This is a genomic window from Halomonas flagellata (assembly GCF_022487945.1).
Lineage (GTDB): Bacteria > Pseudomonadota > Gammaproteobacteria > Pseudomonadales > Halomonadaceae > Halomonas > Halomonas flagellata.
Map to the genome: position 1 here is coordinate 320,401 of NZ_JAKVPY010000001.1, position 14,733 is coordinate 335,133.

11 protein-coding genes are annotated in these 14,733 nt (G+C 70.7%); 10 read left to right on the forward strand and 1 reads right to left on the reverse strand.

The genetic code is table 11. The annotated features are described in order from the left end of the window. Window positions 1–19: 19 nt before the first annotated feature. Both MKP05_RS01495 and MKP05_RS01500 read left to right on the forward strand, forming a co-directional pair. Window positions 20–559, forward strand: coding sequence for a PH domain-containing protein (locus MKP05_RS01495; protein WP_110281705.1), 540 nt, complete (start codon window positions 20–22; stop codon window positions 557–559). After that, a complete protein-coding gene (locus MKP05_RS01500) occupies window positions 556–2,091 on the forward strand; it encodes a PH domain-containing protein (protein WP_240566718.1) in 1,536 nt (511 codons plus the stop codon). Before MKP05_RS01495 ends, MKP05_RS01500 begins: the two co-directional genes overlap by 4 nt. A 19-nt stretch (window positions 2,092–2,110) precedes the next feature. Here MKP05_RS01500 and MKP05_RS01505 read toward each other — a convergent pair whose 3' ends face one another. Further along, complete coding sequence (locus tag MKP05_RS01505) at window positions 2,111–2,977, reverse strand: SDR family oxidoreductase (protein WP_240566719.1); 867 nt, start codon at window positions 2,975–2,977, stop codon at window positions 2,111–2,113. A gap of 285 nt (window positions 2,978–3,262) precedes the next feature. Between MKP05_RS01505 and MKP05_RS01510 the strand changes: the two genes are divergently transcribed. The 8 genes from MKP05_RS01510 to MKP05_RS01545 all read left to right on the forward strand — a co-directional run bounded on the left by MKP05_RS01510 (window position 3,263) and on the right by MKP05_RS01545 (window position 14,733). Beyond that, window positions 3,263–4,210, forward strand: coding sequence for a TAXI family TRAP transporter solute-binding subunit (locus MKP05_RS01510; protein WP_240566720.1), 948 nt, complete (start codon window positions 3,263–3,265; stop codon window positions 4,208–4,210). Window positions 4,211–4,291: 81 nt separating this feature from the next. Continuing rightward, entirely contained in the window at window positions 4,292–6,616 is a 2,325-nt protein-coding gene (locus tag MKP05_RS01515) for a TRAP transporter permease (protein ID WP_240566721.1), read from the forward strand. Between the two features lie 22 nt (window positions 6,617–6,638). After that, the gene (locus tag MKP05_RS01520; RefSeq protein WP_240566722.1) at window positions 6,639–7,673 is read left to right on the forward strand and encodes a M28 family peptidase; all 1,035 of its coding nucleotides are present in this window, start codon (window positions 6,639–6,641) and stop codon (window positions 7,671–7,673) included. Between the two features lie 95 nt (window positions 7,674–7,768). Beyond that, entirely contained in the window at window positions 7,769–10,291 is a 2,523-nt protein-coding gene (locus MKP05_RS01525) for an ABC transporter substrate-binding protein (RefSeq protein WP_240566723.1), read from the forward strand. Next, entirely contained in the window at window positions 10,288–11,400 is a 1,113-nt protein-coding gene (locus MKP05_RS01530) for an ABC transporter permease (protein ID WP_110281700.1), read from the forward strand. Before MKP05_RS01525 ends, MKP05_RS01530 begins: the two co-directional genes overlap by 4 nt. Further along, the gene (locus MKP05_RS01535; RefSeq protein ID WP_240566724.1) at window positions 11,397–12,737 is read left to right on the forward strand and encodes an ABC transporter permease; all 1,341 of its coding nucleotides are present in this window, start codon (window positions 11,397–11,399) and stop codon (window positions 12,735–12,737) included. The genes MKP05_RS01530 and MKP05_RS01535 overlap by 4 nt, the downstream gene beginning before the upstream one ends. After that, window positions 12,737–13,720 (forward strand): ABC transporter ATP-binding protein, encoded by a 984-nt coding sequence (locus MKP05_RS01540; RefSeq protein ID WP_240566725.1) that lies wholly within the window; start codon window positions 12,737–12,739, stop codon window positions 13,718–13,720. Before MKP05_RS01535 ends, MKP05_RS01540 begins: the two co-directional genes overlap by 1 nt. Continuing rightward, window positions 13,720–14,733, forward strand: coding sequence for an ABC transporter ATP-binding protein (locus MKP05_RS01545; RefSeq protein ID WP_240566726.1), 1,014 nt, complete (start codon window positions 13,720–13,722; stop codon window positions 14,731–14,733). The genes MKP05_RS01540 and MKP05_RS01545 overlap by 1 nt, the downstream gene beginning before the upstream one ends.

The window sequence follows — 14,733 nt, forward strand, 5'->3', positions numbered from 1 at the left end:
GCTGCTACTCTCTGGAACCATGACGCACACCAATGTCCCGCTCGACCCCGAACGCCTGCCCCGGCTGGAAGAGGCACCGCTGACGCCCGTGTCGCCACGGCTGGCCCCCTGCCAGGCCCTGCAGCAGCTCTGGCGCTGGTGGCTGCTGGCCGTGCTGGCGAGCCTGGTCCCCCTGTCGGAGCCACCGCTGGCCGACTGGCAGGGGAGGCTGGCCGTCGGCATCGCCGTCCTGGGGCTGGCGATGGCCGTGCTCGCCTGGTTCGAGGCACGGCGTCGCGCCTACGGGCTGCGCGAGCATGACCTCAGCTACCGGCGAGGGCTCTGGGTCCGGCGCACCCAGGTGCTGCCGCTGGTGCGCCTGCAGCACGTGGAGACGCTGAGCACCCCCCTCGAACGGGCCTTCGGCCTGGTGCGCCTGGCCTGCTTCACCGCCGGCGGGCGCGGCGCCGACCTGGTCCTCGAGGGCCTGCCCGCCGCGCGCGCCGAGGCGGTCAAGCAGCACCTGCTGGCCCGCCTGGAGGCGGAGCCGGCCGTACCCCCGGAGGAGCAGGCGCCATGACCCGCGACGCCCCGGGGGGCGACGGGCTGGCCGAGTGGCAGCGCCTCTCGCCCTGGGCCATCGGGCTGACGCTGGCGACCACCGGCGTGTCGCTGATCCGCGAGCACCTGCCGCTGCTGCTGGCAGCCGGGGCGGGCCTCGCGGTCAGCGACCGTGTCGGACTGCGCGAGGCGCTGCTGGGCGGCGGCCTGCTGCTGGTGGGGGCGCTGCTGCTGAGCCTGCTCTACTACCGGCGTTTCCGCTTCCGCTTCGACGCCGACGTGCTGGTGATCCAGAAGGGGCTGTTCGTCCACCGGGAGTTCAAGGTCGCGGCCCACCATGTGCAGCAGACCAGCGTGCAGCAGCCGGCCTGGATGCGCCCCCTGGGCCTGGTGCAGTGGGAGGTGGAGACCCTGGCCGGCGAGGCGGCGTCCATCGCCCTGCCCGGCATCCGGCGCGAGCTGGCCGAGGCGCTGGAGGCCCGCCTGGGCGGGGCCGCGTCGCGCAGCGGTCCGACGACGACAGCGGACGAGGCGCCCGCGCCGCTGGTGCGTTTCGCCGTCACCCCCGGGGCCCTGGTGCTGCACGGGCTGACCAGCCGCTCGCTGGTGGTGATCGCCGCGCTGCTCTCGCCCCTGGTGCGGCCGCTGGAGCGCTGGCTGCACGACCGCCTGCCGCCGCTCGACCTCTGGGCCTGGCTGCCGGCATCGCCGCCGCTGGCGGTGGGCCTGGGGCTCGCCGCCGCGCTGGCGGTGCTGATGCTGCTCGCGGTGCTGGCGGCCTGGTGGCGCTTCCATGGCTATGTGCTGCGCGACGACGGCGAGCGCCAGGTCCAGGTGAGCGGTTTGCTGCACCGCCGCTCGCAGACCCTGACCCTGCGCCGGCTGCAGGTGGTGGAGTGGGTGCAGACCGGGCTCGGCCGGGCCCTGGGGCGGGGCTACCTGGTCTGTCACCAGTTCGGGGGGACGGCAGGCGGCGAGGTCGCCGAGGCCCGGCGTTTCCTGGTGCCCGGCCTGACCGCGGCCCGGGCCGATACGCTGGTGCCGTCGCTGTGGCCCGGGCGGGTCGCGCCGCCCTCGCTGACGGCGCCGCTGCAGCGGGTGGCCGGGCTCTATCGCCGGGTGCTGTTCCTGCGCCTGCTGCTGGCCATGGTCGCGGGGCTGGGGCTGCTCGTCGGGATGGCAAGTGACGGGCTGGCCGGGCTGCCGGCCTGGAGCCCGGGGCCGGTGCTGGTGGGCCTGGTCGCCCTGGCGGCTGGCTTGGCACATCTGCGCTGGCGGTCGCTGGGCTGGTCGTGTCGCGGCGACTGGCTGCGGGTGCGCCACGGTCTCTGGGGGCAGCGCACCAGCCTCTTTCCCGCCGCGCACCTGGTGTCGCTGCAGGTACAGCAGAGCTGGCTGCAGCGCCGTCGCGGGGTGGTGACCCTGCGGCTCTACCTGGCCAGTGGTCGGTTGAGCCTGCCGTTCGTCGAGGAGCGGGTGGCGCTGGCACTGGCCAACCGGTTGCTGGCGAGCGTCGAGGGGCTGCCGGACGAGGGGGCGGCCACGGCGTGATGGCGGTGGCCGGCTGGGTTCAGGTTTCCCGTTCCCCTCGGGTCGCCCCCATCAATACCCGGTCCATGCCCCGCGTGGAGAGTAGCCGCTTCAGTACCGCGAACAGGTGGGTCGGCACGGTCACGCGGTAGCGCGCCCTGGGGCGCGGGCTCTCCAGGGCATGCAGCAGCTTGTCTACCACGGCGTCGGCGCCGAGGGTGAAGGGCGTCGGAGGGCCCCCGCCGGCCAGGCGGGCCTCCACGGCGCGATAGGTCGCGGCGTGGTAGCTGCCGGCGGCATCGATGTTGTCGAGGAAGGCGCGGTAGGCGTTCTCGCGGAAGCGGCTGGTGATCGGGCCCGGCTCGATCAGGCTGACGTGGATGCCGGTGCCGTACAGCTCCTGGCGCAGGGTATCGGTCAGGCCCTCCAGGGCGTACTTGGAACAGACGTAGGCGCCGCGGTAGGGCAGGGCGGCAAAGCCCAATACCGAGCTGTTCTGCACGATGCGCCCGCCGCCCTGTTCGCGCATCGCCGGTATGACGCGGGTGGTGAGCTCATGGGTGCCGAGCAGGTTGGTTTCCAGCTGGGCGCGCAGCACCGCGCGCGAGAGGTCCTCCACGGCACCCGGCTGGCCGTAGGCGCCGTTGTTGAACAGCGCCTCGAGGCGCCCGCCGGTGCGGCCGAGTACCTCCTCGACGCAGGCGGCGATCGACTCGCTGCAGGCCAGGTCCAGCGGCAGGGCTTCCAGGCCCTCGTCGCCGAGCCGTGCCACGTCGCCCCGCTGGCGGGCGGTGGCGAAGACCCGCCAGCCGCGCCGGACCAGGGCATGGGCGGCCGCATGGCCGATCCCGCTGGAACAGCCGGTGACGAGCACGCTCGGCGCCGCCGAGTTCCTTGGGTGTTCCATGAAGTGGCTCCCTCCTCGATGCCGGTCGGGTGCACTCTGGCGCTTGTCGCGGCATCGGGCAACCCCGGCGAGGTTCGAAGCGGCGAGCGGCCATGCCGTCCGACCAGTGAAATGTGCCGATAGCGTATAGACTGAGAATTGGCCGCACCTCTCAGTATCCCTCGGCGGCGAGCTGGCCCGTCGTCGATGCCGAGGTTTCTCCGGCCGTGTCGGCGAAAGGGAGGGCGGTGCCGCAGGGGCCGCAGGGAGCCTGATTTCCTATCCATCGCATGGGGAGGGGCTGTCATGAAACGACTCATCCTGGTGCTCCTGGCCGTGGCGCTCGCCCTCGTGGCACATTCCGCGCTCGCCCAACGCCAGTTCCTGTCCATCGGTACCGCCAGCGTGGTGGGCATCTATTACCCCGTCGGCGGGGCGACATCCCAGATCATCAACCAGGCCGATATCGGCCTGCGGGCCACGGTCGAGGCCACCGGAGGCTCGGCCTTCAATGTCCGCGCCCTGGCGGCCGGTGAGCTGGACCTGGCCCTGGCCCAGTCCGATGTGGTGTTCCAGGCCTATGAAGGCCAGGCCGGTTTCGAGGGCGAGGCCGTGGATCAACTGCGCACGGTGATGGGGCTGCATGCCGAGCCGCTGCATCTGGTCTGCGCCCGTGACGCGGGGGTGAGCAGTGTGCGCGATATCGTCGGCAAGCGCGTCAACATCGGCAATCCCGGGTCCGGTATCCGCTTCACGGTGGAGCAGGCCCTGGAGGCGCTGGACATCGGCCTGGATGATTTCGAGGCTGAGAGCCTGACCGCCCCCGAGGGGGTGGATTTCCTGCGTGACGGCCGGGTCGATTGCTTCTTCTACACCATCGGCATCGGCGGGGCGGCGCTGCTGGATATCAGCACGTCCCAGGACGTGGTCTTCGTGCCCATGGATGAGCCCGAGTTCGAGAGCCTGGTGGACGAGTTTCCCTACTTCGCCTTCACCGAGGTGCCGGCCGGCACCTATCGGGGCCAGGACGAGGCCGTCACCCTCTTCGGGGTGAAGGCACTGTTCGTGACCACCACCGATCTCGGCGAAGAGGTGGTCTACAACATCACCAGCACGATCCTCGACAACCTGGAGGACTTTACCAATATCCATCCGGCGCTCAACTTCCTGACCGAGGAAGACTTCCTGAGCGGGCTCGGGGCACCGCTGCATCCCGGCGCCGAGCGCGCCTATCAGGAGGCCGGGCTGCTCTGACGCGCGGAGCCAGGCCCGGGCCAGGGGCCGCTCATGCGGCTTCCTGGCCCCTTCTGACGGCTTCTGCAGGGAGGCGCCATCATGGCCGAACATGATCCGCGCCGGGGGGATGCCTTGTCATCCGGGGACGAGCGGCAGTTCGATGCCGAGGCGGCGCGCCGGGCGCGGCAGCTGGTCGAGGAGTTCGAGACCGGCGCCAGGGTGCCCAGCGGTATCCTGCTGTGGGCGATCGTTGGTCTGGCGCTGGCCTGGTCGCTGTTCCAGCTGGGGGTGGCCAGCGTGCTGGCGGTCGACGTGGTCATCCAACGAGCGATCCACGTGTGCTTCGGCATCACCCTGGCCTTCCTGGTCTTTCCCGCCATTCGCGGCCGCAAGGGACCCACCCCGTTCCAGCGGATCGTGCTCGGCACCATCAGCCTGGGGGTGGGGGCGACCACGGTGATGCTGGTGGCCGAGGTCACGCCCCTGGCACTACCGGGCTGGCTGGCGATCGGCGTCGGGGGCCTGCTCTGCGCGGCGGTGCTGGCGACCCTGCGCCACGATCAGGTCCATCGGGTGCCCTGGTTCGACCTGCTGTTTGCCCTGCTGGCGGGGCTGGGCGCGCTCTACCTGGTGTTCGACTACCATGGCCTGCAGATGCGGCAGGGCCTGGCGATCCCTCGCGAGATATGGATCGGCCTGCTGTTCATGCTGCTGCTGCTGGAGGCGACGCGGCGCAGCCTGGGACCGGCGCTGGCGGTGATCGCGGGGATCTTCTTCCTCTACCAGCTGGTGGGGCCACGCGGCGCCGTTCCCTGGCTGGCCGACTGGGTGCCCGATCTGCTGGCCCATCGCGGCGCCAGCCTGCAGCGCGCCATCAGCCAGCAGTACGTGACCACCGAGGGCATCTTCGGCGTGCCGGTGGGGGTGTCCACCGCCTTCGTCTTCCTGTTCGTGCTGTTCGGCTCGATGCTCGACAAGGCCGGCGCCGGCAAGTACTTCATCGACGTCGCCAACTCCTTCCTCGGCCATATGCGCGGTGGCCCGGCCAAGGCCGCGGTGGTGGCCTCGGGGATGACCGGCATGGTCTCGGGCTCGTCGCTGGCCAATGTGGTGACCACCGGCACCTTCACCATTCCGCTGATGAAGCGCACCGGCTATCCCGACTACAAGGCCGCGGCCTGCGAGGTGGCGGTATCGACCAATGGTCAGCTGATGCCGCCGGTGATGGGGGCGGCGGCCTTCATCATCGCCGAGTTCGTCGGCGTGCCCTATATCGAGGTGGTCCGGGCGGCGGTGATCCCGGCCTTCGTGGCTTACTTCGCGCTCTTCTACATCATGCACCTGGAGGCGCTGAAGCTGGGCCTGCATGGCATCCCGCGGGACGAGCTGCCGCCGCGGCTCAAGACCTTCCTCGGTGGGATCCACTTCCTGATTCCGGTGGCGGTGCTGGTCTACTTCCTGGTGATCGAGCGGCGCACCCCCGGTTATGCGGTGATGACGGCGATCCTGGCGCTGGCGGTGCTGATGCTGGTGCAGGAGCCGGTCAAGGCCTTCCTGCAGGGGCGCCCGCTGCTGCCGGCGCTGTGGGGTGGGGTGGTCACGCTGTTCCACGGCCTGATCGCCGGGGCGCGCAACATGGTGGGCATCGCCGTGGCGGTGGCGACCGCCGGCATCATCGTCGGCTCGGTTAGCCAGACCGGGGTGGGGCTGCGCCTCACCGAGATCATCCAGATCATCAGCGCGGCCATGGCCGGCGGCATCGGCCTGATCACCCTGCCGGTGGTGGAGTTCCTCGGCGGCGACGTGGGGGACTTCGACACCACCACCCAGTTCGTCATCGTGCTGCTGATCACCGCCGTGGCCAGCCTGATCCTGGGGCTGGGGCTGCCGACCACCGCCAACTACGTGGTGATGGCCACCCTCACGGCCCCGGTGATCTACAACCTGGGCAACCAGTTCGGCTTCGCCATCCCGCTGCTGGCGGCGCACCTGTTCGTGTTCTTCTTCGGCATCCTGGCCGACGACACACCGCCGGTGGGGCTGGCCGCCTATGCCGCGGCGGGGATCGCCCGCAGCAACCCGATCCGTACCGGGGTGCAGGGCTTCGTCTACGATATGCGTACCGCCATCCTGCCGTTCATGTTCATCTTCAATACCCAACTGCTGCAGATCGACGTGGAGGGCTGGTTCAACATCCTGCATATCTTCGCCAGCGCCCTGGTGGGCATGCTGGCCTTCGCGGCGGGCGTGCAGGGGTTCGTGCGCATCCGTACCCTCATCCCGGAGCGGCTGGTGCTGCTGGGTGTCGCCTTTATGCTGATCCAGCCCAACTGGTTCACCGACATCCTGGGCGTCAGCCTCTACGCCCTGGTCTACCTGTCCCAGTGGGTGCGGTTGCGGCGCCGAGCGGGCAGGGCTCGATGAGTGCGGCCGTCGGGAGGTGTCAATGAGGCGTCAAGCAGGCATGGCGGTGATGGTCGGGCTCGTGGCGGGGCTGCTGGCGCTGGCCTTGACGGCACTGGGGGGAGGCTACTGGATGATGTTTCAGATGCCGGGAAGGTCCTATCGCGAGGCGCCGCCACCCCTGGATGCCGAGGGGCAGGCCCTGCGTGAGCGCCTTCGGGAACATGTCCGGGTGCTGGCCGACGAGGTCGGCGAGCGGCACTACTGGCGGCCCGAGGGCCTGCACGCGGCGGCCGACCATATCGAGCGGGCCTTCCGGGAGGCCGGCCACGCGCCGGTCCGGCACGCCGTACCGACCCGGGGGCGGGTATTCGACAATATCGAGGTGCGCCTGCCGGGCAGCGGGACGACGGACGAGATCCTGGTGATCGGCGCCCACTACGACACCGTGCGCGGCACCCCCGGTGCCGACGACAACGCCTCGGGCGTGGCCGTGCTGCTCGAGCTGGCCCGGCTGCTGCGCGAGGCCGAGCTCGACCGCTCGCTGCATCTGGTCGCCTTCGCCAGCGAGGAGGCCCCCTTCTTCGGCAGTGACGCCATGGGCAGCCTGAGGTATGCCCGGGAGGCCCGGGCGCGGGGCGACGAGATCGTCGGCATGATCTCGCTGGAGATGCTGGGCTACTACATCGACGCGCCGGGCAGTCAGCGCCATCCGCCGCTGCTGGGCCATTTCTATCCCGACCGGGGCGACTTCGTGGCCTTCGTCGGCAACCTGGCGTCGCGGCGGCTGGTGCACCAGGCCATCGGCGCCTTCCGCGAGCATGCCGAGCTCCCTTCGGAGGGGCTGGCCGCGCCGGAGCTGCTCGGCGATATCCGCCGCTCCGATCACTGGGCCTTCTGGGAAATGGGCTACCCGGCGATCATGCTCACCGACACCGCCAACTTCCGCAATCCCTACTACCACGGCCCCCACGACACCCCTGATCGGTTGGACTACGCGGCCATGGCGCGGCTGACCACCGCGCTGGCCAGGGCCGTGGAGACCATGGCGCGGCGCCGAGCCGGCGGCAAGCGTTGAATGCCCCGGCCTCGCCGCCTGGCCATCTCGCCTACTGTGACATCATTGGACATGGTGCAGGCCAGGGCAGGCGTCAGCGGTGAGGCGGCGAGGTGATGAAGGGTGTCGTACTGGCGTGTAGCGCTCTGCTGTTCGTGGCGATGGTCGCCGTCGCCCTGTGGCCGGCGACCAGCGGGCCGTCGCGCGGCCCGCCCCTTGCCGGCGGTGAACTCGAGCCGGCGGCCCTGGAGGGGCGGCGCGGCGCCCTGGTGGACCAGGTCGTGTTCACCCGGGAGGCGGACGTGGGCCGGGTCACCGGGCTGATCGAGGCCGGCTCCCACCAGGTCTTCACCCAGGGCATCTCCAGCCCCACGGTGTTCCACCGCCTGCGTGACTCCCTGCATGCCACCCACGACCTCTCCTACGGCACCTCCAGCGAACTGACCCTCAATCCGGCCGGCCCCGAGCTGGCGGGCGGCGAGCTCAACCCCTTCCATGTGCCGGCGATCCGCGAGGCGCTCAATCGCCTGGTGGACCGCCGGTACATCGCCGAGGAGATCTTCGGCGGCCTCGCCGTCCCCCGCTACCTGCCGATCAGCACCGCCTTTCCCGACTATGCCCGCCTGGCCGACGTGGCCCGCGAACTGGAGCTGCGCTATGCCCATGACCCCGAGGCCGCCCGCGAGGCGATCCATCGCGAGATGGAGGGCCTCGGCGCGCGTTTCACGGATGGCCGCTGGTGGTACCGCGACGCCCCGGTGCGCCTGAATGTGCTGATCCGCACCGAGGACGAGCGACGCCGGATCGGCGACTACATCGCCAACCTGATGGAGGACCTCGGCTTCGCCGTCGAGCGACGCTATCGCACGGCGGAAGAGGCCTCGCGGCTGTGGATCGCCAGCGACCCGCGCGCCGGGCACTGGCACATCTACACCGGTGGCTGGATCATCGTGGTGATCCTGCGGGATCAGGCCGACGTCTTCAGCTACTACTACACCCCGCGGGGTCGCCCCGAACCGCTGTGGCAGGCCTACCAGCCGTCGCCGGAATTCGACGAACTGAGCGACCGCCTGGTGCGGCGCGACTACCGCAGCCGGGAGGAGCGCCGGGCGATGATGGCCCGCGCCCTCGAACTCGCCATGGAGAATTCGGCACGAATCTGGCTGGTCGATCAGCTCAACGCCTCGGCGCGGGCCGCCAACGTCGAGGTCGCCGTGGACCTGGCCGGCGGGCTGTCGGGGTCGGCGCTGTGGCCCTACACCCTGCGCTACACCGACCGGGTGGGCGGGCAGATGGTGTTCGGCATACCGAACCTGCTGGTCGAGCCGTGGAACCCGGTGGCGGGCAGCAACTGGATATCCGACCAGATGATCATGCGTGCGACCCAGGACCCGGTGCTGATGCCCGACCCCTTCACCGGCCTGTACCTGCCCCAGCGCATCGAGAGCGCCGAGGTGACCGTGGAGGAGGGGGTGCCGGTCGGTCGTACCCTCGACTGGCTGAGCGTGGAGACCGCGAAGGAGATCCCGGTGCCCGAGGCGGCCTGGCTCGACTGGGACGTCGGGGCCGGCCGCTTCGTCACCGCCGGCGAGCGGCACCCCGAAGGCATCTCCGCGCGCACCCGGGTGCGGGTGAGGTACGAGGAGACGCTGTTCGAGCAGCGCTGGCACGACGGCTCGCAGCTGTCGCTGGCCGACTTCCTCCTGCCGTGGATCCTGACCTTCGAGCGAGCCGACGAGCAGAGCCGCCTGTTCGATATCGCCCATCTGCCCACCTTCGAGGCCTTCCAGCGCCACTTCCGCGGCTGGCACCTCGTCTCCCGTGACCCGCTGGTCATCGACATCTACAGCGACCAGATCTATCCCGATGCGGAGACCATCGTCGCGCAGCGGGCACCGGCGCCGATCCCCTGGCACACTCTGACGCTGGGCATCCTCGCCGAGCACAGCGGGGAGCTGGCGTTCTCGTCGAACAAGGCCGACCGGCTGGGGGTGGACTGGATGAGCCTGGTGGCGGGGCCCAGCCTGTCGGTCCTGGAACGCCAGCTGCGCCGGGCGCGCGAGCGCGGTACCCGGCTCTATCCGGCGGCGCTCGGCGAACTGCTCGACGAGGAGGATATCGCCGCGCGCTACCGGGCCCTGACCGACTGGCATGCCGCACGTGGCCACTTCTGGGTCGGCAACGGCCCCTTCCAGTTGCATTCGGTCCATCCGGTGGAGGGCAGCCTGGTGCTGCGTCGCTTCGCGGACTTCCCCGACCCGTCCGACAAGTGGTTGCACTTTTCCCGCCCGGAGATCCCCGAACTCGACCTCGACGGGCCCCTGGTCGTGGCGATCGGGGAGGACGCCGACTTCCGTCTCGCCGTGACCTTCGAGGGCGAGCCCTATGCCGCCGAGGGCATCGACAAGGTGCAGTTCCTGCTCTTCGATGGCCGCGGTGAGCTGGCCCGGCGGGGCGAGGCCGAGGCGCTCGATGATGGCCTGTGGGGAGTCGAGCTGTCGCCGGAGGCGATCGCGGCCCTGGGGGCCGGGGCCAACAGCCTGGAGCTGGCGGTGACCAGCCGCCGGGTGGCGCTGCCGGCCTTCGCCTCCCACGTCTTCGCCACGGTATCGCCCGGCGGCAGGGAGGGCACGCCATGAGCAAGGCTCCCCTCGCGGCGCGGCGCCGCGGCCTGTGGCGCGACCTGCGCCACCTGCTGGCCTACGCCGTCAAGCGGCTGCTGGCGCTGCTGTTGACCGTGCTGGTGGGCGTCTACCTGACCATCCTCATCGCCAACATGGGCGGCCAGGTGGACGAGCTGCGCCTGGTGCAGATCCGCAGCCAGGCTGCCGAGGCGGTGCGCGCCGACCCGGCCCTCCAGGACATGCCCCCCGAGGAGCGCAACGCGCTGATCGAACGCCGGGTGTCGCTGGAGGTGGAACGGCTGCGCCTCGACCAGCCGTTCGTGGTGCGCAGCGTCGACTACCTGCAGCGCGCCATGCGCCTGGACCTGGGGCGGGCCGAGCAGATGCACAGCGACCTCGGGTCGCGGGCGGTCTACGACATCATCGTCGAACGGCTGCCGGCGACCCTGCTGCTGTTCGGCAGCGCCAACCTGCTGGTGTTCTTCACCTCGGTGTTCATCGCGCTGTCGCTGTCGCGCCGCTACGGCAGTGCGCTGGACCGCAGCGTGATCGCCCTGGCGCCGACCTCGGCGGCCCCGGGGTGGTTCTACGGCATCTTCCTGATCCTGGTGTTCGCCTTCCTGGTGCCGCTGCTGCCCGCCGGCGGCATGGTCACCGCGCCGCCCCCGGAGAGCCCCTGGGCCTATGCGGCGAGCCTGGTGCGGCATATGCTGCTGCCGCTCACGGCGATGTTCCTGTCGTCGATCTTCGTCTCGATCTACTCCTGGCGCACCTTCTTCCTGATCCACTCCAGCGAGGACTACGTGGAGATGGCGCGCGCCAAGGGGCTGCCGTCGCACCTGATCGAGCGTCGCTACATCCTGCGCCCGACCCTGTCGCCGATCATCACCAGCTTCCTGCTGATGCTGATCGGCCTGTGGAGCGGTGCCATCATCCTCGAGCAGGTGTTCAACTGGCCGGGACTGGGGTCGCTGCTGTTCCAGGCCATCGGCCACCGGGATACCCCGGTGATCATCGGCGCCGTGGTGATCTTCGCCTACCTGCTGGCGGTGACGGTGTTCCTGCTCGATATCCTCTATGCGCTGCTGGACCCGCGCGTGCGCCTCGTGGGAGAGCGGCGATGACGGGCGGACGGTGGCGCGACGGCTGGGGGGAGCTGCGCCGCTACCCCTCGGCGCTGGTGGGCATGGCGATCATCGCCGTGCTGGTGGGGCTGTCGCTCTACACCGTGATCGCCATTCCCTACTCCGAGGCGCTGGACAAGTGGCGGGGCGGCGAGCCCTGGCGGCTGCACCCGGTCAACGCCGGCCCGCTATGGGTCGATCGCCTGACCGGTGGCCACCAGCCGCGCACCCTGATCGTCGCCAGCGACGCCGCCGAGATCGAGACGGTGCCCTTCGAGGGCGGTCGCCGCCTGCGCATTCCCCTGGCCTTCGACTACGACTACGCCGGCTTCCCCAGCGAGATCAACCTCTTCCTGCGTGCCGAGGGGCATGCGCAGCGGCCCTTCGCGCGGTTGCTGTGGCAGACCCCCGACGGCCGGGAGCTCTCGCTGGGCGGGCATCGCATCGGCCGCGAGGACCGCGTCTCGATCTCCCAGGACCGGGCCCTGGAGCGTCGGCTGGGCGGGCGGGTGCCGCATATCGGGCTGCTGGCCGCGCCCGACGGCGAGGCGGTGCCACGGGTCCAGCCGGGCCGCTACCGGCTGCTGCTGGATGCGGTGGTGTTCGACGACGAGGCCGGCATCGACGCCGAGCTGGTGCTCTACGGCCGGGTGCACGGCATCGCCGGCACCGACCACCAGCGGCGCGACCTCAGCCTGGCCCTGCTGTGGGGCACGCCGGTGGCGCTGGCGTTCGGCCTGCTGGCGGCGGTGGGCACCACCCTCATCACCCTGGTCATCGCCGCGGTGGGGGTCTGGTACCGCGGCTGGGTCGACGCCACCATCCAGCGACTCACCGAGGTGAACATGATCCTGCCGCTGCTGCCGATCCTGGTGATGGTCGGTACCCTCTACTCCACCAGCATCTGGCTGATGCTCGGGGTGGTGGTGCTGCTGGGCATCTTCAGCGCCGGCATCAAGATGTACCGGGCGATGCTGCTGCCGATCCGCGAGGCGCCCTACATCGAGGCGGCCCAGGCCTACGGCGCAGGCAACCTGCGCATCGTCATGCGCTACATGATTCCACGCATCCTGCCGGTGCTCATCCCCACCTTCGTCACCCTGATCCCCACCTTCGTGTTCCTGGAGGCCTCGCTGGCGGTGCTGGGGCTGGGCGACCCGGTGCTGCCCACCTGGGGCAAGGTGCTCAACGACGCCCAGTCCCGGAGCGCGCTCTACAACGGCTACTACTACTGGGTGGTGGCACCGGCGGTGCTGCTGATGCTCACCGGGCTGGGCTTCGCCATGCTCGGCTTCGCCCTGGACCGGGTCTTCAACCCGCGACTGAGGAGCCTGTGATGAGCGTTCGTCCGTTGCTCGAGGTGGAAGACCTGCACCTGCACTACCAGACCCGGCGCGGCGTGGTGCGCGCCGTGGACGGCGTCGGCTTCGAGGTGCGACGCCACGAGGCCCTGGTGGTGCTGGGCGAGTCCGGCTGCGGCAAGAGTTCGCTGGCCAAGGCCCTGATGCGGGTACTGCCGCGCAATGTCCACCGCACGGCCGGGCGGGTCAGCCTGGGCGAGACCGAGGTGACGGCGCTCTCCGACGAGCGCTTCCGGCGCGAGGTGCAGTGGTCGCGGCTGGCCCTGGTGATGCAGGCCTCGATGAATGCCTTGAACCCGGTGGTACGGGTGGGCGAGCAGGTCGCCGAGCCGCTGCGGGTGCTGCGTGGCTGGTCGCGGCGGCGGGCGCTGGAGCGGGCGGCGGAGGTCTTCGCCCTGGTCGGGGTCTCCACGGACTTCCTGGCCCGCTACCCCTTCGAGCTCTCCGGCGGCATGCGCCAGCGGGCGGTGCTGGCCATGGCGCTGGTCGCCGAGCCGGAGCTGGTGATCCTCGACGAGCCCACCTCGGCGCTGGACGTGCTGACCCAGGCGAGCATCATGAATGCCTTGAAAACCATCAAACGTGAACTCGGTACCAGCTTTATCCTGATCACCCACGATGTGGCGACCTCCAGCGAGCTCGCCGATCGGGTGGCGCTGATGTACGCCGGCCAGTTCGTCGAGGTGGCCGACGCCGCCGCCTTCTTCGCCGAGCCGGCCCACCCCTACTCGCGGATGCTGATGGCCAGCGTGCCGCGGCTGCGTCAGCGGCAGCGTCCCGAGTCGATCCCCGGCCAGCCGCCCAGCCTGTTCGACCCGCCGAGCGGCTGCCGCTTCGCCGAGCGCTGCCCGCATCGCTTCGCCCGCTGCGCCGATGACCCCGAGGCGATCCGCCTGGGCGAGCGACACCGGGTGCGCTGCTGGCTGCATGACGAATCCACGCGACGGGGAGGGGCGTGATGGTAGCATCCCAGGCCGTCTTCCACCGGGAGTCCGCCGAGGCGCCCTTGCTCGCGGTCCGCGACCTGCACACCTGGTTCGCGCTGCGCCAGTGGGGCTTCCTGCGGGTGGGCGCCGTGCACGCGGTGGACGGCGTGAGCTTCGAGCTGGCCCGCGGCGAGGCGGTGGCCTTCGTCGGCGAGAGCGGCTGCGGCAAGAGCTCGCTGGCCCGCACCCTGCTCGGGCTGCATCGCCCCACCCGGGGCGAGGTGCGCTTCGACGGGCGCTCGCTGGGTGAGCTCGACGGCCACGCGCTCAAGGCGTACCGGGCCCGGGTGGGCTATGTCCAGCAGGACCCCTACGGCGCGCTGCCACCCTTCATGGACGTGCGGCGGATCCTCGCCGAGCCGCTGATCATCCATGGGGTCAGGCACCGCGCCGAGCGCGAGCGGCGTATCCGCGCGGTGCTGGAGGAGGTGCGGCTGTCTCCGGTCGAGGAGTCCCTGGGCAAGTTCCCGCACATGCTCAGCGGCGGCCAGCAGCAGCGGGTGGTGATCGCCCGGGCGCTGATCCTGGCGCCGGCGCTGCTCATCGCCGACGAGCCGGTGTCGATGCTCGACGCCTCGGTGCGCATCGAGATCCTCGACCTGCTGCGCGGCATCCAGGCCAGGCGCGAGCTGACCCTCGCCTTCATCACCCACGACCTCTCCACCGTGCGCCACTTCGCCGAGCGGATCTTCGTGATGTATGCCGGCCGGGTGGTGGAGAGCGCCCCGGTCGACGAGCTGCTCGACCACCCCCGGCACCCCTACACCCAGGCGCTGCTCGCGGCGATCGCCGATCCGGACGCGGCCAACGCCTCCCGCCTGCGCGAGGTGCCCGGCGGCGAGCCGCCGAGCCTGCTGCACCCGCCCAGCGGCTGTCGCTTCCATCCGCGCTGCCCCCACGCCATGGCCGGCCTCTGCGACCGCGACGATCCCCCCGATTTCGAGCCCCGGCGCCACCACCTCTCGGCCTGCTGGCTGCATCGTTGA